The following is a 20862-nucleotide window of genomic DNA, read 5'->3' as shown; positions in this document are numbered from 1 at the left end:
ACCGAAAGGCTCAGGGTTGCGTATCGGTCGTCGGCGTCCAGAGGTCGTCGTTGCCCGCGCCGGTCACCGGGTCGTCGAGCAAAGGCTCGCCGGTCAGCGGGTCGAGGGCGCGCATCGTGATCAGCGCGGTCGGCAGGCTGGTGCCGTCGCCGCTGTCGTCGTCGCTGTCGACTTCCTTCTCGATCACGTCCTGGACCGGGAAGTTCGATTCATAGTCGGGCTGCTCGGGCGGGACGAAGGAGCAGGCGGCGACGCCGGCGATCAGGCAGCCGTTGAAGGTCGCCCGCGGATCGTAAAGATCGGACGGGACCACCACGCCCCCGCCGTTGATCGTCAGCAGCGGGATCGTGTCGAGCCCCGTCACCTGTCCGTTCGGCCCCAGATGCACCCCGTTGAGCACGATCCGGGCATTGCCTTCGGTTGCGACGTTGAGGCCGCCTGCGCCGAAGGTCAGGCCGCGGCGCTGGGCATAGTCGGTGCCGCTGCCGCTGTTCTGGACATAGACATTGCCGTTGAAATCCATGCCGCGCGCGAAAAGCGCCCCTTCGTCGAGGGTGATGCCGTCGTTTTGCGCCAGCCGCGTTTCGATGGCCTCGAGCGTGGTCGCATTGGCGACATCGGCGATGGCCTCCGGCGTGGCGACGATGATATCCCCCGACCGCATGTTGAGCTGTCCGCCCGGCGCATCGTTCGCGCCGAGCAGGCGCACCGACCCCTGACCCAACAGGACTTCGAGCGCCTTGTCGGCGCGCAGGTTGAGCGCGTTGGTGTCCGAAAGCCCGGTCAACTGGACGTCGCCGAGAACGCGCATCTTGCCGGGCGTGCGGATCGTCAGCGATCCGTCGATGCCGATGTTCGATCCCGAGGCGCCGCCCGTCACGGTGAAGCCGTCGATCACGACGTCGGGCGGCGCTGCGCTGCCGACCGAGTCGACTCTGACCGCGTTCACCTCGGGCGCGAAGATCTGGATATCGTGGCCGAAGACCCGCGTCAGTTCGTCGGCATCGATATGATAGCCGTTTTTCGTGCCCGTGCCGCCGACGAAGGTCTGCTGCTCGTTGTCGCTGTTCTGGAACGACAGCCCCTGCGTCACGTCCGCGGTGCCGACACGCGCGGCGCTGCCGATTGTGATGTCGGCGGATGCCAGCGCGATATTCTCGCCGGTCACGATGCCGTCGATCAGCAGCGATGCGAAGGCGTTTACGTTGAGCGCACCCGTTACCGTCACATTGTTCAGCGTGACGAACCCGTCCGTCGCCGTGATCGCGGCGCTGTCCGCGGTAAGCGTATCGACGCCGACCCGTTCGCCGCTGCCCGTCAGATCGGCGCGGCCCGCGACGCTGCCGTTGACGACGAACAACTCGCCGCTGGTGCGAACCGCCGCGTCGCCGACATCGGTGACCAGATTGGCGAAGGTCAGGTCGCCGCCATCGCCGATGAACAGGCTGTCGCCGCTGGCGTCGACATCTCCGGTCGATGCCAGCGAGCCGAGGTTGATGAGGCCGTCGCTGCTGGCGAGGGTCGTCGCGCCGCCGCTTTCGACCCGGTCGGCGGCAATCCCCGTTGCGCCCGAGAGGCTCATGTCGCCGCCGCTCGCGGCGCCGGTCACAGCAATCGCGCCGTCAGCGGTCAGCGTGACATTACCTTGCCCCAGGATGCGGCCGCCGTCGATGCCCGCGGCCGAGGCGATCACGACATCGTGCCCCGCGGTGAGCGTCTGGAGCACGGCGCCGCCGGGGGTAGCCAGATCGGCGAGTTGGACGCCGCCGGCGTTGATCGCGATATCGCGGCCCGCCTGCACGGAGCCGGTGATATTGGTAGTCCCGGCCGCATCGACGACCACGTCGCTGAACGCGTCGAGCCCGGCCAGCGTCGTATCGCCGCCCGAGGTGCGGATGCTGCTGTCGCCGCCGGTGACGCCGAGGTCCAGCGTCTCCGCGCCGTTCAGCGCGATCGTGGTCGCGGCGGTCAGGAAGATGTCGTCGCCCGCCGACAGGCCGGTCGCAGCGATCGAGGCTCCTGACGAATTGAGGTCGATGTCGGCGCCGTCGAGCGAGGTCGATCCTTCGCCCTGTCCGATGGTGAAGCCGCCGGTGGGCGAATAGTCGAGCAGGAAGCCGTCGGGGCCGAGGCCGGTCGCGCTCACGTCATTTGCGGTGATTGCGCCGGTCGCGCGCACGTCGAGGTCGTCGCCGACGCTGACCTCCGCAAGGATCGCGGTGCCCTGCGCAAGGACGAGCATGTCCTCGCCCGCCGACGCGTTGGTCAGCGCGACCGACCGGCCGTTAACGCCGAACATCCCGCCGGCGCTGCTGTCGGTCAGGGTGACGTTGCCGATCGCATCGACATAGACGTTGCCGGCGCTCGGCACATCGGGGTTGGACGAATCGGGATAGCCGCTCGTCGCGCTGACCGACGCGACGACATTGCCACCCGCGCTCAGCATCGCGTTGCCGCCGGCGCTGTAGGTGCCGCCGATGTCTCCGGCCGCCGAAACGCCGATGTTGCCGGTGACGACGGCGTTATCGATCGCGACCGCGCCGGCCGTGCCGGTCGCCGAAAGCGAAGTGGCGGCGGTGACGCTGCCGATGTCGATGCTGCCGCCGGCCATATAGACATCCGAGCCTGCAACGATCGACGTGCCCGCAATTGCTCCCGGATCGCCGGCCGATCCCGTCGTGTCGAGATCGACAAAGCCACCCGCGTCGAGCGCGCCGAAGCCGATCGATGCGCCATCGGCGTCGATGTAGCCGCCCGCGGTCGCATTCGCCAGATTGGCCGCGCCCGCCGCGCTGACGATGAGATTGTCGCCGGCGGCAAGCGGCCCGGTCGCCGTGATCGCGCCGCCGGCAATCGCGGCCAGATTGTTGAAGGCATCGACATTGGCGGCAGTGATTCCTGCGCCCGCGGTCAGCGTGATGTTCGACAGGTCGGCTGGCGTCGTCACGATTTGCAGGAAAGGTGCCGGCGACGAACTGCCTGCGACGTAGACGATGCTGCGATCGTCGCGCCCCGTTCCGGTCGTCGCGGCATTGGCGGCGCTGACCGCGCCGCCGGCCTGGACGGTCAGGTCATCGCCGGCGGTGACGCCCGAGAGCGTCGCGGTCGTCCCGGCAAGGACGAAGATATCCTCGCCCGCGCTCGCGCCTGTCAGGCTCGCCGCGCCGCCCGCGTGGACGCCGAGCATCGTCGCGGCGCTGCTGTTCGTCAGGCTCACATCGCCGTCGGCATCGACGAAGACATAGCCTTCGGACGTGAAGCTGCCCGACGGATCGACATAGCCGCCCGCGGCGTCGGCTTCGGCGGTCACATTGCCGTCAGCGCCGAGACGGACGTTGCCGCCCGCGCGATAGGTGCCCGAAAGATCGGTCACCGCGAAAGCCGCGATGTCGCCCGCGACATCGGCAAGGCCGATCGCCGCATTGCCTGCGGTCGCGTTCACGAACAGTGATCCGCCGGACTGCACCGTCCCGTCGATGCCGATGCTGCGGCCATTGATGCCGACGCTGCTGCCGGCGGTGATGTCGGTTCCGAAGATGCCGTCGGTCGCGCCCGTGCCCAGCGCCTGAAGCGACACGAAGCCGCCCGCATCCGCGTTGCCGAAAGCGATCGATTGTCCGGTGACGTCGATATAGCCGCCGGCTGTCGCATCCGCCAGATTGGCCGCGCTCCCGGCGTTGACGAGCAGATTGCCGCCCGCGATGAGCGGTCCCGTCGCGGTGATCGCGCCATTCGCGAACGCAGTCAGATCGTTGAAGGCGTCGACGTTGGCGGCGGCGAGACCCGTGCCCGCGGTCAGCGTGATGTTCGACAGATCCGCTGGCGTCGTCGCGATCTGCAGGAAGGGTGTCGGCGACGAACTGCCTGCGACGTAGACGATGCTGCGATCGTCGCGCCCGGCTCCGGTCGTTGTGGCGTTGGTGGCGCTGATCGCGCCGTCGGCCTGGACGGTCAGGTCGTCGCCGGCGGTGATGCCCGAAAGCGTCGCCGTCGTCCCGGCGAGGACGAAGACATCCTCGCCCGCGCTCGCGCCCGTCAGGCTCGCCGCGCCGTCCGCGTGGACGCCGAGCATCGTCGCGGCGCTGCTGTTCGTCAGGCTCACGTCGCCGTCGGCATCGACGAAGACATAGCCTTCGGACGTGAAGCTGCCCGACGGATCGACATAGCCGCCCGCGGCGTCGGCTTCGGCGGTCACATTGCCGCCGGCGCCGAGATTGACGTTGCCGCCCGCGCGATAGGTGCCCGAAAGATCGGCCGCCGCGAAAGTTGCGATATCGCCCGCGACATCGGCAAGGCCGATCGCCGCATTGCCCGCGGTCGCGGTCACGAACAGCGATCCGTCCGACTGGATCGTCCCGTCGACGCCGATGCTGCGACCGTCGATGCTAACACCGCCGCTGCCGGCGGTGATATCGGTGCCGAAGACGCCATCGGTGGCGCCCGTGCCCGATGCGCTGAGCGAGACGAACGTGCCCGCGTTCGCGCTGTTGAAGGCGATCGACTGCGCGGTGACGGCGATATGGCCGCCCGCAGTGGAATTGCCGAGGTCGGCGGCCGTCACCACATTGATGTCGATGTCGCCCCCGGCGATGATCGAATTGAGCCCGGTGCGGAAGCTGTATGTATTGGCCAGGAAGTCGTTCACCGCCTCGGCATGTTCGATGACGGCGAGGTCGTTGGCGGTGATGACGATGTCGTTGCCCGCAATCCGGTCCGCGATGACGCTGGAGACCGGGCCGATGCCCTGGAGCGTCAACGTGCCTCCGGCGCTCAGCAAAGTGCCGGGGTCTGCGTTGATATTGAGGCCGCTCGATATCGAAAGATCGCCGTCGGCGGAGAGCGTCGGCGCCCCGCCCCGATTCGAATGGGTGACATGCACCGTATCGAAAGCATCGATCGTCAGACTGCCACCGGCGCTCACCTGCCCGTCCGCCTGGGCGTCGATGTCCACGCCGCCGTTGGTGGTCAGTGTCATGTCGCCCGTCGCGGTGATCGAGCCGCCAGGAACGGCCAGGAAGATTCCGGGCGAAGTCGCCGTGGTGTTGCCGTTGACCGGCTCCGCGAACCCCGAGGCTTCGGCCGTCAGGCTGTTCATCGTGATCGTGCTGCCAGCGCGCAGTTCGATGCGTCCGGCGAGCGAACCGTTCGCCTGGATGCTCGTGTCGCCGAGGCTGATCAGGCCCGTGCCGCCGGGAGTCGTGACCGATTCGAAGAGGACGCGGCCGCCCTGGTCGGCGAGCGTGCCGCCGAAATTGCCGTTGCTGCCCGACGCGGTGCCGCCGTTGCCGCCGGTTCCCGACACGCCGCCGACGGTGATTGCGACGGGAGCGCCGCCCGATGTGATGGTGCCGCCATTGGCGAACAGGTGGACGTTGCCGCCGGTCGCGTCGCCGCCAGTCCCGCCGTCACCGCCGGCCAGTCCCTGGCTCACGTCGTCGGCGGTGTCGGGGATGCCGTCGGGGCCGGGCAGGGTGAGGAAGTTTGGATTGTCGCCGCCGGTACCGCCGGTGCCGCCGGTGCCGCTGCTGCTGAAATCGCCGCTGAGGCCGATCGTCGCGCCGCTGCTCGCGACGACCTCGAGCGTTCCGCCGACGGCCGAGCCGCCGTCGCCGCCGCGTCCCGCGACGGCCGGGGTCGCGAAGAAACCGGTGGAGGCCGCGCCGCCGTTGCCGCCGGTCGCGGTGGTATTGAAATTGGCCTGCGAGATCGTGGCTGCGCCACCATTGCCGTTCGCTGCGACGCGCGCGGTTCCGCCGAACGCATCGCCGCCGTTCCCGGCATCGCCATCGATGCCGCCGCCCCCGGTGCCGCCGAGTGCCGAAGCGTCGAGGTTCAGGCTCAACAGGCCGGCGTTATAATTGTCGATGACGGCCTGAGCGGTGCCGCCGCGTCCATTGCCCCCATTGGCGCCGTTCAAGCCGGAACCGCCGTTGCCGCCGGTGCCGGTCGCCTGCGCGGAGAGGGTGCCGCTCACCAACTCGGACGCGGTTCCGCTCAATCCGAGCGTTGCCGTGCCGCCCCGGCCTTCGCCGCCATTGCTGGCTACACCTGCGCCGATCGGGGCGCCGCTGCTGTCGGACACCCCGCCGCCGCTGCCGCCGAAGCCGCTGGCATCTGCCATAACGAGGTTCGCGCTGAGCGTGCCCGCACCCAGATTGATCGTCGCGTCACCGCCGGTTCCCGCGCCGCCGTCACCGCCGATGCCGCCGGTGATATTCCCGTAGCTGACGAGATTGCTGCCATTGCCGCCGCTGCCGATCGCGCTGGCCGTCAACTGTCCGACGGTGACGTCCGCGGAGCCATCGATCGTGATCGTGGCATCGCCGCCGCGGCCGTCGCCGCCGCGGTCGCCATGATCGGAAGCATAATCGTCGGCATAACCTCCGCTGGCGCCGGTGCCGTCGGTCGAAACCGTGACGTCGGTGGCGATGAAAGTGCCGCCGGTCAGGGTCAGCGTCGCGGTGCCGCCGGTGCCGGTGCCTGCCAGATCGGTCGCGCGGGTACCGAAGCCGTTATTCGGCGCCTGCCCGCCATCGCCGGCCGCGCTGATCGAAATGTCGCCGCTCAATTCCACCGTGCCGCCGGACTGGGTGAAGGTGATGCGGCCACCCTGGCCGTTGCCGCCGGTCCCGCCGGTTCCCGATGCCGCGAAGAACAGCGATGACGATTCCAGCCCGCCGCCCTGAACGTCGACGGTGATTGTGCCGCCTGTGGCGTCTCCGGGGGTTTCGACGAAACTGTCGAAATTCGCCCCGGCCGACGCGTTGGCGCTGGCGTCGAGGGTGATGGCGGAGATATAGCTGTCCGGGTCGGCGCTGACCTGGATCGAAATGGTGCCGCCGGTCGCCAGCGACGCGCTGCCCGCATCGTTGCCGCCTGATATCGCGTCGGCGTAGAAGCCGGTGTTGTCGAGTGCGATCGTCCCGCCGTCGGCGATGATCCCGACGGTGCCGCCGGTCGCCGTGCTGCCGTCGGCGCTGACCCCGTCGGCGGCGCGCACCTCCAGCGTCGAAACGCCGTCCGACGTCGCGGCGATGCTGCCGCCGCCGCGTGCGATCATCGATATATTGCCGCCTTGCGCGGCGCCGTTGTTGCCGTCGGTGTTGACGACGCCGGCATTGGCGCTTGCCTGGTAGGATTGGGAGGTAATGGTGCCGCCGGTATCGGCGAGGACATCGATCGAACCGCCGGTGCCGGTGCCGGCGCTGAGCAGCGGCGCGATGCTCTCGCTGCCGCCGAATGCATTGGCATACAGGACAGAGATGCCGCTGATGGCTCCGTCGTTCGTCGCCGATACGGCGATCTGGCCACCCGTGCCGCTCCCGACATTTTCCTGGCCGCCAGCCTCTGCGGTGCCGCTGGCGTCGAGGTTTATCGAGCCGCTTGCCACCAGCGTCAGGGCCGATCCGGCGCCGTCGGCGGAAATGTCGATTGTGCCGCCTTGCGCGTCGCCACTTCGCGCGGTCGTGCCGCTGCCGCTGCGGGCCCCGCCGCTCAAGGCGGTCGCATCGACGGTGAGCGCCGTCATCTGGGCGGTCCCGCTCAGAACTTCGACCGTCGCGGTGCCGCCGGTCGCATCGCCGCCGGTCGCATTTTCGGCGCCGGGTGTGGAGAAATTCCCCGCCTCGCCGCCGGTGGCGGACACGTCGAGGCTGGTGTCGCCGGTGTTGCGGGGAGAGGTGCCGGTGGCATTGAAGCGCAACGTCGCGGTGCCGCCGATGCTGTCGCCGGCATTGAGCGAGGTCAATACGCCTCCGACAGGGTCGAATGCGAAACCGCCGCCGCCGACACCCGTCGCGGAGAGGATGGTCGTGCCGGCTTGCAGCACCGTGTCGGCCCCGGTCGCCTCGACCAGCACATCGCCGCCGTTGCCGCTGCCCGACTGAACGAGGCCGAAGCCGCCCTGGCCGTCGGCGTGCGCGCTCAGCCCGGCGGTGGTGGAGAGGCTGGCGCCGTCCTGGACGCGGACCGTCACATCGCCGCCGGTTCCCGAGCCGCCGGTGTCGGCTATGTCGGAGCCCGATGAGGGAAAGGCGCCGAAGCCATTGGCGCTGAGGTTGATATTGCCGCCGGTCAAGGAACTGCCTGCGCCCGCGACGGTAAGCGTCACCGAGCCGCCGGTTCCGTCGCCGCTCGCGAGCCCGCCGGCGTCGAAGCCGCCATAGGCGTCGGCCGAAAGAGTGAGACCGCCGGTCGCGATCATCTGCCCGCCATTGGTAATAGCCAGGCCTGCGCTGCCGCCCTGCGTGTCGCCGGTCGCGGTGCCAAAAAAGCCTGGCGCCGAGACCGAGGTGAGGCCCTGAACCCCGAGTTGGCCTCCAGCGACATTGATCGCGGCGCTGCCGGGCGTCGTGGCGTTGCCGCCCGAGACGACGCTCAGATTGCCCGTCACGGTGCCGACACGGCCCGCATTGATGGTGAGCGTGGAGCTGGTGTCACCGATAAAGGTGCCGTTGCCCTGAATCGCGAAGCGGCCCTGCTGCGGGGGAGGAAGGAAGGTGAGGGGGCCGCCCGTCGGGACGACGCCGAACGGCTGGCCCAGAAAGGCGCCGCTGGCATGGGCGGTCACATCGCTGCGGAAAATAATGTCGTTGACGGTGATATCTGCCGCCGCGGAGCTGGTGGGGTTGGGAGCGAAATCAATGTCTCCGTTGGCGACATTATAGCCCGCCGACAGGATCACGCGGCCGGCGGAATCGGTCCGCGCCGACGTCGCCGAATCCTGATAGCCGACCTGGCCCGACACCAGCATCGACACCGCCTGATTTTTCGCGATCGCGACCATATAGATGCGCTGCGCAGGACCCGTTTGTTCGGGGCCGGTGGTCCTGCCCGTATGGGTGATCGCCTGACCGCCTGCGGCGCCGACCCCGACATTGATGTCGAACAGCCCTGCGTTCATCGTGATATCGGCCGCTTCGGCGGCGACATAGGCGGCCGAGCCATAGACGTCGACTAGCCCGGCCTGCGTGACGCGCGGCGCGACGAGCGCGACATAGCTGCTGCCGGGGGCGAGCACCTGATTCGCGTGAATTTCGCCGTTGACGGTGATCCCGGCCGTGCTGCCCGGTGTCGTAGGCATGAAATGGATCGTGCCGTCGGTGTCGAACAGATTGCCGCCCGTGAGGCCGATGTCGCTCGTCGTCAGCACCAAGCTGCCGACGTTGATCACGCCAGTGCTGCCGATCAGGATGCCGCCGGCGTTGTAAAACCAGATGTTGCCGCCCTGGCCGCCCGAGACTGGGCTATCGATGCTGTTGATCTGACCATTCAGCGCGATCTGGCGGCTCAGCGAGCCGCCCGCGCCGTTCACGAAGCGATTGAGGACGACATAATCACTGCCGTTGCCGCTGAAATTCCACGTGCTGCCCACCGGCAGGAAATCGATGTCGCCGCCGGTCGTCGCCGTGTCGGTCGGCACCCAGTTGATGATGGTCTGGGGATCGGTAACGCCCACATTGGTTGTATGGCCCACCGTGTCGGTGCTGATCGTGACGGTGCCCGGCGGGTTCAGCGCGCTCCCCGCGACCTGCGCCCGCGCCGGACCGCCATAGGATAGCGCCATGATGCCCGCGGCGATCGCGCAGCTACTGAGCAGGCGTCGCTTGCCGATGCGGACGGACGAGGGAGTGGCGGTGGCACGCATGGCGGTGGTCCTTGCTGCAAAGGTCATGGCTCAGCGCGCCTTCACGCCGAACTGGGTGGTGAGCGACACCAGGAAACGCGGATCGGGCCGCTCGGCCAGAAAGCCGCCCTTGTTGAGCGGCACGGCCAGCGTCATGTCGATGCGGCCGAGATTGCCATAGGCGACGCGCAGGCCGCCGCCGGCCGAATAGAGCTTTTGCGGATTGAGCCCGTTGAAGCTGCTGTCCTTGTTCCACACCCAGGCGGCGTCGAAGAAGATGAACGGCTGGACGGCGAAACTTTTGGTGTTGCCGGGGATGAAGGAGCCGTAGCGCGCCTCGGCCGACACCGCGACGCCGCTGTCCCCGATCACAGTGCCGGGGTCGAAGCCGCGGCCGACGGTGAAATTGCCTCCCGAAAATTCCTCATAGGCGACGAGCGGATCGCTGGCCCATTGCGCGCGTGGCGCGACCGCCAGCGTAAAGGATTTCGCGGGCCGCCATTCGGCCTGCGCGCTGGCGCGGACGAGAAAGGCGTCGGGCTTCGCCTCGACGCGGCTCAGCGGGATCGCGCCGGGCAGGAAACAGGCCGCCCCGCCGGGGCCGCAATCGTCGCTGGCGCCAAGGGCATTCAATCCCTGCCGCGCCTCGATCGAAGCGCCGAGCGACCAGCGCGGCTCCGACGGGCTGTAGCCGCCCTTGCCCGCGATCGACGCCGGGTCGATCCAGCCCGCGTCGGCGCGCAGGTTGAGCACCCGGACGCGGTCGCGGTTGAGTGGCAGCGGGCCGAGCTTGATGTCCTGATCGATGATGTCGAGCCCACCGCCCAGCGTCACGCGCCGCGCCTGCGTCAGGACGAGCGGATAGGAAGCGAACAGGCTGACGATCTGGGTGTTCGACTTGACCGGAAAGCCGGTGATGTCGGGGCGGGTCCAGGCGTAGGTGTAGCTGGCGCCGAAGCGCAGCCCTTCGCCGCCGACGCGGAATTCATGTGCGAGCTGGAGCACATTCTGTTCGTCGAAATCGGGCGTCGCATAGAAGCTGACCGTGGTCAGGTCGCCCATGCCGGTCAGGCCGGCGATGCGCGCGCGCGCGATCCCACCCCAGCGGCCGACATCCTTCGAGCCGAAATTCTGGGCGTTGAAATCGAAGACGGCGGGGGTGCGCGACACCGTGACTTCGCCCACGACCTCACCCGGGGCCGCGCCGGGGCGCAACGTCAGCCGGGCGTCCATACCGGGAATGTCGCGCGCGAGAAGCAGATAGCGTTCGGCGTCGGCGATGTTGAACACCGGCTGATCGTCGAGCCGCGACAGATAGCGCTGGAGCAACCCTTCGTTTGCGCCCGCGTCGCCGCGCACCTCGACCCGCGTCATCCGCGCGGACAATATGTCGAGCTTGATGACGCCGTCGTCGATCGTCTGCGGCGGCACGCGCACGGCGGCGAGATAACCTCGCGCGCGCAGCATTGTCGCGGCGCGGTCGCGGATGTCGCAGACCACCGCGACCGGCAATTTCTGTCCGACCTTGTCGTGCCAGCTTTCGCCCAGCATCGACGTGTCGATGCCTTCGCCGCCCGAGAATTGCACCTCGCGCACGGTCACCATGACATCGGCGAATTCGGGATTGGCGAGCGGGCAGGGGGCGCGTTCGATGCTATCGTCGGCCGCGATCACCCGTTCGCCGGGCGGCGTTGCAGGGGGCAGGGCGGGGCGCTGGATTTCCTCGCGCGTCGGTACCGACGACGCGGCCGGGGGCGCGACCTGGGCCTGCGCCGCCAGCGGCAAGCTCAGGGCGATCAATCCCGCCGAGCAAGCGCCTGCTTTATAAATCGTCTTGCGGATACCATCGCGCGCGGACCGCGCGCTTCCGCCAAGCTCCAGAACCCCCATGCCCGTCATCCTCACCCCTTGCGTACCTCGTGCGCCCGCCATGCCGCGCGCACTCATAACTCACGCCCCCGCCGGTTGCCCGACAGTGCGAATTTTCGACCCAAGGAAAGGACTTTGCCGCTTTTCTTTATGGCAGCTTTTTCGCACTATTATCAGATGGGCAGGGCGGGTTCAATGCCCGCCCTTTCGTATCAGCCGCCCGTTGTTTCGCTGTCGGACATCGCGCTGACCAGCCGGTCGAGCTGCGGCGTGCAGCCCTTTGCCATCAGCATGTCGACCGAGCTTTCGGCGCTGTCGGGCAGCGGTCCCATCGGCGTGAAGCGGATGGTGACCGGCTTCGCCAGACCCGCGCCGGAAAGGCGATAGTCGACGCCATATTGCAGGGGCATCGCCTCGGTCGGCCATTTGCGGAAATTCGCGCCGGCGACGATCGCGACCGTCTCTTCCTTGCCGTCCTGCTCGATCTTGAGCAACTGATCGGTGTCCATGTTCGGCCGCCACAGCGTCAGCCGCGCGGGATCGGCGACGCAGAAGGTGCCGCCTTCGCGAAAATCGACCAGCCACAGGTTCGGCGCGCGGATATCGACCGGCGGCGCTTCCTCGGCCCCGCGCGAAAATCCGCCGCGCGACCGCATCGTCGGGCCGGTCGACAGCATCCGCGTCACCGTCGCGCCCATCGACTGGCTGGCCTGGATGGTGCCGGTCGCGCCGAAGGTGCCGGGCCCTGACAGCGTGCGCGTCTTGCCCGCCTGCATGAGAACGATCTTGTCGCCCGAGACGAGCGTCAGCCGGTCGGTCGACTTGAGCTTGGTGCCGGTCGGATATTTGCCGGCGGACGGCCCCGTCGAGCGCACGACCATCGACTGCGCGGCGGCGGTGCCGGCAAAGGCGACCACGGCGATGGCGGCAGCGACGGTCAGGCCGATGCGCCGCATCGGAACATCAGGAAAGGACATAGCTTTCTCCCTTTTCGGTTTCGTTCAGGCGTTCGATCAGGAACATGATGGACGAATCCTTACCGAACTCCTGCCGCAATGCTGTGGCGGCGGTCACATAGGCTTTTTTATCGCCCACGGCGTGCGCCGCGACAAGCGCCGCGATGCGCGCGCGCTGTTCGGGCGACAGGTCGGGGCGGGGGGTCAGCACGTCGACCGGCTGCGCCCGGCCGCGCAGCGTGACGCGGCCCATCGGCACCAGATCGTCGCGGCCCGCGCGTTCGGCGGCTTCGGCCGAAAAGAGAACGCCGGTCTTCAGGCTCTTGTTCGCCGATTCGAGCCGCGATGCCGTGTTCATGCTGTCGCCGAGCGCGGTATATTGGATGCGCCCTTCGCCGCCGAAATTGCCGACGATGGCGTCGCCGACGTGCAGCCCGACGCGGGTCATGCCGATCGGCGGCACGTCCTCGGCCGCCAGGTCGACCCGGAAGGCCTCGCCCGCCTGATACATGGCGACCGCCGCGGCGGCGGCCTTTTCGCCATCGTCCGCCCGGCTGATCGGCGCCCCCCAGAAGGCGACAACCGCGTCGCCGACGAACTTGTCGATCGTCCCGCCATGATCGAGCACGATGTCCGACAGGCGGTCGAGATATTCGTTGAGCAGGCGCGCGACCGTTTCCGGTGTCGTCGCATGGCTTAATTTGGTAAAGCCTTCAAGGTCGGTGAAGATGCAATAGATATTGCGCCGCTCGCCGTGGAGCGAGAGCTGGTCGGGGTCGCGCATGATCTGCGCCGCGATGTCGGCGGGCAGATATTTGCCGAGCGCTGACTGCGCGAAGGCGCGCTGGCGCGACCCGATCGTGCGCGCGGCGGTGCCGACCCCGGCATAGCCGAACAGCCAGCCGATCGCCCAGCCGAAGGCGGGAAGGGTCGTGGTGTCGACATGATGGCCCTGCAGCCAGAAGGGGAAAGCGGCGAAGAAGGCCATCTGACCGAGGAACGCGAGCGCGACCCAGCGTGCGCGCATATCGATGAGGCTGGTGAGCCCGCCCGCGAGCACCACGAGAACCGCCAGCACCCAGAGCGCCGGGCCGGGCAGCGGATTGGACCAGTCCTTGTCGAGCTGCTGCGCCAGCATATGCGCATGGACTTCCAGTCCGATCATCGTTTCATGCAGCCCGGTGATGGGATCGGTGAAGCGGCTGAGCGGCGTGTTGAACTGGTCGTTGTCGATCACATTGCCGCCGATCAGCACATAGCGGCCCCGGATCATCTCCGCAAAGGCCGCGCGCGTATCGGCGTCCATCGGTGCGGCGAAGGTGTCGATCGGGATCTTGGAAAAGACAGGCTCTTCCTGCCCTTTGGCGACGCGCGCGGGCACCAGGAAGCGAATATTACCCTGAAAATTGGCGTGCGCGGGATCGACCGGGGCAAGCGCATTCGCCATCAGCGGCGGCAGATTCTTCGGCCGGTCGGGCCAGTTGCGGATCACGCCGTCGCTGTCGGTCCGGAACAGCACGCTTGTCGGCCTGGTCCTGGCCGTCGTCACCTCGGCCAGATAGGATTCGAGATATTTCTGCTGTTCATAGAAAATGGTGTTCGGATTGCTCGCCTGCTCGGCATAGGCGAGCCATGTCGGCGTTTTCATCGCCCGAAGCTGCGCCTTCAGCAGGGCATCGTCGGGGCGCGGCGAGTCGAAGACGATATCGATGCCGATCGCTTTCGGGCCCATCTGATCGAGATTGGCGAGCGCGTTCGCCAGATAGGTGCGGTCGAGCGGTGAGCGGATGCCGGTGTTGAACAGCGTCTCGTCGTCATAGGTCACCATGACGATGCGCTTGTCCTGCCCGACATGCGGCGCCATCAGCGTCGCGCGCGCATCGTAAAGCGCGCGTTCGGCGTCGCCGACGAGCGGCATCTGCCAGCTCAGCCGCGCGAACAGGATCGCGACGATCAGGAACAGGATCGTCGCCGCCATGCGCGATGGACCAAGCTGCGTCACCAGCCGGCGGACGCGCTTGCGCAGCGGAACCGCCGCGGGGCGCGCCTCCCCCGGCGCGAGATCGGTGGTCGCCGTCGCCATCAGATCAGAGGGCCGAGCGGCCCGCGGCCCCTTCCGTTTGCGCTGTGGCCGTGGCACCGTGCAGCAGCGGCTGACCGCCGTCGCCGATGATCGCGAAGCCCGCCCAATAATAGGGGTGCGAAGTGCGCTTGTCGTCCATGAGCTGCATCTCGCTCGTCCACAGCGCATCGGCAATGCTTTCGCCCTGCCGCGCCGTGAACAGGCCGCCGATCAGCCGCTTGGTCGCGTCGAAATCGTCGGGCGCGGGCCAGTGGCTGGCGATCACCGAACGCCCGCCGGCGCCGATGAAGCTGCGCACCAGCCCGTCGAGCGCGTTGCCGCCGCCGCTGGCGACACCCGCCTCGCGCGTCGCCGCGACGGTCGCGGCGCCCGCCGTGTCACACGCCGACAGGATGACGAGGTCGGCGTTGATCTTCAGGTCGAAAATCTCCTGGAAGGTCAGCAGGCCGTCCGAATCCTGACCGCCGAACGAGGTGACGAGCGCGGGGCGCGCCGGGCAAGAGGGGCGCGGTGCGGTGACGAGCCCATGCGTCGCAAAGTGGATGATGCGGTAATCGGACAGGTCACCGCGGCTCTTGACCGCCGTGTCGGTGAAGGCGCCGCCGGTCAGCAGCGTCGCGGCGCCCCGGTCCATCGTGCTGCTCGCGGTGACGAGTTCGGCGGCGGAGATCGGCCGGCTCCACTGGCTGACGTCCCACTGACAGCTTCCGTCGACGCCGCCGCCGGCCGCGCCGCGGGTGCCCAGCGACGGCAGGACGCCGCCCCGGACCGGCAGGTTTTCGCCGAGACCGAAATATTCGTGCTTGGCGTCGGAGGGCGCCGTCTGCCGCGCGTTGCGGAACGACAGCGCCGACACCGCGGTGCTCGGCCGCGTCGACCGGCCGAGCCAGGCGATGCCGCGCATGTCGAACGCGTCTGCGTTCGGGTCGGCCAGGCGCTGTTCATAGGCCGCGAGCCCGGTGTCCGAGGTGATCAGCAGGTTGACCGGCAGCCGCAGCATCGCGCCGTCGGGCTCGAAGATCAGGTGCGGCACCGCCGGCAGTCGGTCGGCGACCGGGCCGAAAAGCTGGGTATAGAGTTTGCGCGCGGTGACCGCGTCGAAAGGATAGGTGACGCGCTTGCCGTTCTCGACGATCGAGATGGTCGAGCGGATCGTGTCGACCGCGTTTTCGAGCCCCTGCGCGCTGATGTCGCTGCGCCACAGGATCGCGTCGCCCGGACCGATCAGCATCGCATAGACTGCATCGCCGACGACGAGCATCTTCAGATAGGCCTCGTCGGGGCGCAGCACCTGTTGCAGTTCGACGAGGTCGAGCTTGCCCGGCGCGACGACGCGATATTGCGGATAGGCGGCGAGCTTGGTGACCGTCTCCGCCTGCTGGAACGACAGATTGTCGAGCTGGGTCTTGAGGTCGGCGCGCATCGCGTTGACCTCGGCCGATTCGGGCATCTGCGCGAGCCGCGCATCCTCGATCCGCGCGCGCTCGACATCGCGGTTCAGCGTCGTCGCCTGACGGAACAGGCGCGCGCCGTCGTCGCTGCCCGCCGACAATTCGCGCGCGAGCAGCGCCTGCGTGTCGGCGACGCCGGGACGGACCTGAAGCTGGCTGGCGACGAAGAAATCGCCCGCGGCCTTGGGATCGGTCGCGGCGCGGTTGGCGAGCAGGCGGTAATAAGGCGCCATCATGTTCGCCATGCCCGCGGTCGAGCGCTGCGAACTGGCGAGCGCGCCGACGACGTCGTGATAGATGGCGAGCGCCTTGTCGTCCTCGCCGTGCCGGGTGAGGAAGGCGGCATAGCGCGCGCGGGCCGAGGCGAGCGCGTTGGTTTCGGGATATTCGACCGCGAGCGCGCCGATCGATTCCTGGAAGCGCGCGTCGGCGGCGTTATTGTCGCCCAGCGCCTCTTCGCTGAGCGCCAGCTCGCCGAGCATCTGCGAGCGCAGGCGGACGATCGAGGTCACGCGCCCTTCGCGCACCGCGAGCGCGTCGGCGAGCCCCTTGAGCTGCGCCGCTTTCGCCGCCTTCGCGTCGCCGCGCAGCCGTTCGACCGTGCCGAGCAGATGGACGGCCTGCGCATCGATAATCTGCGCGCGTTCGGTCGGCGTCAGTCGTTCGCGGTCGCCCGCCTGGCGCACCGCGCGCGCATTGGCGCCGCTGTTGACCCCGGCGACGATCTCCGGCGTCAGCGTCACCGCGCTGCCCTCTACCCTGACCTCGTTGACGAGCGGCGGGATCGGGGTTTCGAGCAGCGCCGCGGCGCCGTCGTAATCGCGCTGGTTGAGTGCGTGGATCGCGCGGAAATTGCGGCGCAGGCGAAGCTGCACCGGGTCGCTGGTCGGGATCGCCTCGACCTCCCCGAACAGGCGGTCGGCTTCGGCGAATTCGCCGAGGTTCGAGCGCTGGAGCGCGCGGTTGAGGGTGAATTCGGTCGGATCGATGCCCGCCGCCGCCTGTTCGCCCTCGGTGCGGAGCGACAGCGCCTCGAAAAATTCGGCGGCCTCGGCATAGTCGCCGCTATGGTTGCGGCGATACCCCTCGGCCAGTGCCTTGTCGACGTCGATCGTCCCCGCGAGCGTCCGCGCGAAACCGTCGCCGCCGCCGACCGACGTCGTCGCGACCCTGATCTGTCCCGACGCGATCTTCCTGTGCCGGATCGATTCGAGCGCAAGGTTCAGCGCGTCGCCATAAGCGGCGAAGCCCTCGACCGTATAAGCGGTGTTGCCGTCGGCCTCGATCCGCGTCGCCCACGCGACATTGCTGTCCTTGACCGTGCAGGCGCCGTCGGCGGTGCAGGCGATGGTTCCGGCGCGGCCGGCATCGATGCGGGCACGGGCCTCGTCGGCGCCGGCGCGCAACATGCGAACATAGCCGACGGGCTGGCTGGCGTCGCGGCAGACGATCACCCAGGCGCGGTCGAACATGCCCTTGATCACCGAATCGCGCACCGTCGCCTGCACCTCGCAGAGCGCGCCGCCCTGATCGCCGATCGAGAAACTGTCGCGCAGGGTCGGGTCGTCGGGCTGCGCCAGCGCGGGGGCCGATACGCCCGTGGCGAGCGCAGCCAGAATCGGCACGAAAAACGGACGTCGAACGGTCATCACCAATCCCCCAAAGACGAGCTTCGACGCGCCATGCCTGCGATGTCGGGGGCATGGCGCAGTCTATACGCTGCGGTACGACCCATTCCCGTCGCCGCGGACCCTAAACCCTTCGCCTGCAAAAGGGAAGTGATCTGCCGCACAGCCGCCTTGCGTGCCGGGGCGGGGCAACCTATCTGGAAGGGACAATTTCATTTCGGCGAGGACAAGATGACCGCATTCGACGATCGCAAACGGGCCCAGGAAGCGAAATTCGCCCGCGACCAGGACGTGCAGTTCCGCATCACCGCGCGCCGCAACCGGCTGATCGGCGAATGGGCCGCCGAACGCATGAGCCTGACCCCCGAAGAGACCGACGCTTATGCGAAGGCGGTGGTGCAGGCCGATTTCGAGGAAGCGGGCGACGAGGATGTGATCCGCAAGCTGGCGGGCGACCTGACCGCCGCGCAGGTCGAGATCAGCGACGCCGAAATCCGCGCCGCGCTCAACGACAAGGCGGCCGAGGCGCGCCGCCAGTTCATCGACAGCGAGAATTGAGGCTGGTCCGATGGGAATGCGCGAAGATGATCTGAAGGCGATGATCGCGGCGGCGCTTCCCGGCGCGGTGGTGACGATCACCGATCTGGCGGGCGATAACGAGCATTATTCGGCGCATGTCGTCAGCGAATCCTTTCGCGGGCTGACCCGCGTCGCGCAGCACAAGGCGGTCTATGCCGCGCTCGGCGGACGCATGGGCGGCGAACTTCATGCCTTGCAATTGACCACCGCCGTTCCTTCATAGGGACGAGACGCGAACCTTGAATTTTGCGCACCCGCGCACCGGAGACTGTACCATGAGCGACCCCGCTACCCACGACCGCATTGCCAAGCTGGTCGCCGACCATCCCGTCCTGCTGTTCATGAAAGGCACGCCGCTGTTTCCCCAGTGCGGCTTTTCGTCGCGCGCGATCGCGATGCTCGACCGGCTCGGCATCGAATATGACACGGTCGACGTGCTCCAGGACATGGAGGTCCGTCAGGGGATCAAGGAATTTTCCGACTGGCCGACGATTCCCCAGCTCTATGTGAAGGGCGAGTTCATCGGCGGCAGCGACATCATGATGGAGATGTGGGAAGCCGGCGAACTGCACCAGTTGATGGACGGCGTTCCGACGCGGGCGGAGTAGAACTCATCCCGTCGCTCCCGCGAAGGCGGGGGGCGCTGGAAATATGGCGACATCTTTTATTCTCGTCATTGCGAGCGAAGCGAAGCAATCTCCAGCCATCGGCCTTACACAAGGTCAATAGCTGGAGATTGCTTCGCTTCGCTCGCAATGACGCGGGATGCTATTCGCAAGTGGTGGACTTTCGGCGGCCCCCGCCTTGGCGGGGCGGCGCGCTCCGCTGTAACATCTCGACGCCCGGCTTCGTATCTGGAACATATCTCCGGTCGAAGCATGTGAGGCGTAGCGCGTGATCCTTTTCCTACTGGCCTATCTCGGCGGTGCGTTGACCATCGTCAGCCCGTGTATCCTGCCGGTGCTGCCTTTCGTCTTCGCGCGCGCCGATCAGCCGTTCGTGCGCAGCGGCTTGCCCCTTCTGATCGGGATGGCGATTACCTTTGCGGGGGTCGCGACGCTGGCGGTGGTAGGCGGCGGCTGGGTCGTGCAGGCGAACGCATACGGGCGCATCGCCGCGCTCGTCATTCTCGGCTTGTTCGGGCTGCTGCTGCTCTTTCCGTCGCTCGCCGACCGCGCGACGCGGCCGCTGGTCGCATTGGGCGCCCGGTTGTCGCAGAATGCCGTAGGCTCCTCGCGCTCGACCTTCTTCTCCTCGCTGCTGCTCGGGGTCGCGACCGGGTTGCTCTGGGCGCCGTGCGCGGGGCCGGTGCTGGGGCTGCTGTTGACCGGCGCCGCGCTGAACGGCGCGAGCGCCGCGACGTCGCTGCTGCTGCTCGCCTATGCACTCGGCGCGGCGACCTCGCTCGCGCTGGCGCTGCTCGTCGGCGGGCGGATGTTCGCGGCGATGAAGCGTTCGATCCGCGCTGGCGAATGGTTACGCCGCGGGCTGGGCGCCGCGGTGCTCGCCGGGGTGATCGCGATCGGGCTCGGCCTCGATACCGGATTGCTGACGCGCCTGTCGCTCGCGAGCACCGCGCGCTTCGAGCAGTCGCTGCTCGACCGGCTGCACCCCGACGGCGCGATGCCGAAGGCGATGCCGGGCGGCGATATGCTGGCCGACCGGGGGCCGTTCCCGTCGCTCGCGGGCGCAACAGGCTGGCTCAATTCGCCGCCGCTCGCTGCCGAGGAACTGCGCGGCAAGGTCGTGCTGATCGATTTCTGGACCTATTCGTGCATCAACTGCCTGCGGACGCTGCCCTATGTGAAGGCGTGGGAGGCGAAATATCGCGACAAGGGGCTGGTCGTGATCGGGGTCCATACCCCCGAATTCGCCTTCGAGCGCGACCCGGCCAATGTGCGCAAGGCGATCGCCGATCTCGGCATTACCTACCCGGTCGCGCTCGACAATCGCTATGCGATCTGGCGCGGCTTCGACAATAAATATTGGCCCGCGCATTATTTCATCGACGCCAAGGGGCGTATTCGCGCGGCGCGCTTCGGCGAAGGCCATTATGCCGAGTCCGAACGGATCATCCAGCGGCTGATCGCAGAAAACGGCGGTGCGGTCGGCACGATGGACGCGGTGAAGGTCGTCGCGACCGGCGTCGGCGAGGCCGAAAGCTCGCGCAAGGACCGTTCTCCCGAAACCTATGTCGGCTACGCCCGCGCCGCGAATTTCGTTTCGCCGGGCGGGTTCGCGCGCGATGCGCGGCACGATTATGCGCTGCCCATGCTCGCGAAGCGCAACGACTGGGCGCTCGGCGGCGCCTGGATCGTCGGCGGCGAACAGGCGTTGTCAGCGGCGCCCGGCGCACGCATCGCTTTCCGCTTTCGCGGGCGCGACCTGCACCTGGTTCTCGGCGCCGCCGATGCGAAGACGCCGGTGCGGTTCCGGGTAACGATCGACGGCAAGGCGCCGGGCGCTGATCACGGGCTCGACACCGATGCGCAGGGGAATGGCGTGGTGACCGGGCAGCGGCTCTATCAACTCGTGCGCCAGCAGGCGCCGCGGGACCGGATCTTCCAGATCGAATTTCTGGACCCCGGCGTTCAGGCCTTCGCCTTCACTTTTGGCTGATGGCGGAAGAGCGTCCGGGGGGCGGGGCCTGGTGGCCGCTCCGCCCCCCGTC

9 protein-coding genes are annotated in these 20862 nt (G+C 68.0%); 4 read left to right on the top strand and 5 right to left on the bottom strand.

The features are described from left to right. Window positions 1-10: 10 nt before the first annotated feature. From VHO04_RS01415 to VHO04_RS01395, 5 genes are all read right to left on the bottom strand, one after another. On the bottom strand, window positions 11-9646 hold the full coding sequence (locus tag VHO04_RS01415) for a hypothetical protein (RefSeq protein WP_329626693.1): 9636 nt from the start codon (window positions 9644-9646) through the stop codon (window positions 11-13). 30 nt (window positions 9647-9676) lie between these two features. Next, complete coding sequence (locus VHO04_RS01410; RefSeq protein ID WP_329626692.1) at window positions 9677-11425, bottom strand: ShlB/FhaC/HecB family hemolysin secretion/activation protein; 1749 nt, start codon at window positions 11423-11425, stop codon at window positions 9677-9679. A gap of 281 nt (window positions 11426-11706) precedes the next feature. Further along, a complete protein-coding gene (locus VHO04_RS01405) occupies window positions 11707-12471 on the bottom strand; it encodes a hypothetical protein (RefSeq protein WP_329626691.1) in 765 nt (254 codons plus the stop codon). Then, window positions 12458-14533, bottom strand: coding sequence for an adenylate/guanylate cyclase domain-containing protein (locus VHO04_RS01400; RefSeq protein ID WP_329626690.1), 2076 nt, complete (start codon window positions 14531-14533; stop codon window positions 12458-12460). The genes VHO04_RS01405 and VHO04_RS01400 overlap by 14 nt, the downstream gene beginning before the upstream one ends. Before the next feature lie 4 nt (window positions 14534-14537). Next, on the bottom strand, window positions 14538-17609 hold the full coding sequence (locus VHO04_RS01395) for a CHAT domain-containing protein (protein ID WP_329626689.1): 3072 nt from the start codon (window positions 17607-17609) through the stop codon (window positions 14538-14540). Window positions 17610-17843: 234 nt separating this feature from the next. Between VHO04_RS01395 and VHO04_RS01390 the strand changes: the two genes are divergently transcribed. The 4 genes from VHO04_RS01390 (at window position 17844) to VHO04_RS01375 (ending at window position 20810) form a co-directional block, all read left to right on the top strand. Continuing rightward, window positions 17844-18170 (top strand): DUF1476 domain-containing protein, encoded by a 327-nt coding sequence (locus VHO04_RS01390; RefSeq protein WP_297663885.1) that lies wholly within the window; start codon window positions 17844-17846, stop codon window positions 18168-18170. A gap of 10 nt (window positions 18171-18180) precedes the next feature. Then, window positions 18181-18414: a BolA/IbaG family iron-sulfur metabolism protein gene (locus VHO04_RS01385; RefSeq protein ID WP_257543605.1), complete on the top strand. Its 234-nt coding sequence runs from the start codon at window positions 18181-18183 to the stop codon at window positions 18412-18414. Between the two features lie 52 nt (window positions 18415-18466). Continuing rightward, on the top strand, window positions 18467-18799 hold the full coding sequence (gene grxD / locus VHO04_RS01380) for a Grx4 family monothiol glutaredoxin (RefSeq protein ID WP_257543603.1): 333 nt from the start codon (window positions 18467-18469) through the stop codon (window positions 18797-18799). A 286-nt stretch (window positions 18800-19085) separates the two neighbouring features. Next, entirely contained in the window at window positions 19086-20810 is a 1725-nt protein-coding gene (locus tag VHO04_RS01375) for a cytochrome c biogenesis protein DipZ (protein ID WP_329626688.1), read from the top strand. Window positions 20811-20862 lie beyond the last annotated feature (52 nt).

Source organism: Sphingopyxis sp. (genome assembly GCF_036261875.1).
GTDB lineage: Bacteria > Pseudomonadota > Alphaproteobacteria > Sphingomonadales > Sphingomonadaceae > Sphingopyxis.
Note: the sequence above shows the minus strand (reverse complement) of the source record. Positions and strands in the feature narration are given on the sequence as shown.

Excerpts from the sequence above, each read along its gene's own strand:
- VHO04_RS01415 (WP_329626693.1), bottom strand. The coding sequence starts at position 9,646 with ATGCGTGCCACCGCCACTCCCTCGTCCGTCCGCATCGGCAAGCGACGC.
- VHO04_RS01405 (WP_329626691.1), bottom strand. The coding sequence starts at position 12,471 with ATGTCCTTTCCTGATGTTCCGATGCGGCGCATCGGCCTGACCGTCGCT.
- VHO04_RS01400 (WP_329626690.1), bottom strand. The coding sequence starts at position 14,533 with ATGGCGACGGCGACCACCGATCTCGCGCCGGGGGAGGCGCGCCCCGCG.
- VHO04_RS01390 (WP_297663885.1), top strand. The coding sequence starts at position 17,844 with ATGACCGCATTCGACGATCGCAAACGGGCCCAGGAAGCGAAATTCGCC.
- VHO04_RS01385 (WP_257543605.1), top strand. The coding sequence starts at position 18,181 with ATGGGAATGCGCGAAGATGATCTGAAGGCGATGATCGCGGCGGCGCTT.
- grxD (WP_257543603.1), top strand. The coding sequence starts at position 18,467 with ATGAGCGACCCCGCTACCCACGACCGCATTGCCAAGCTGGTCGCCGAC.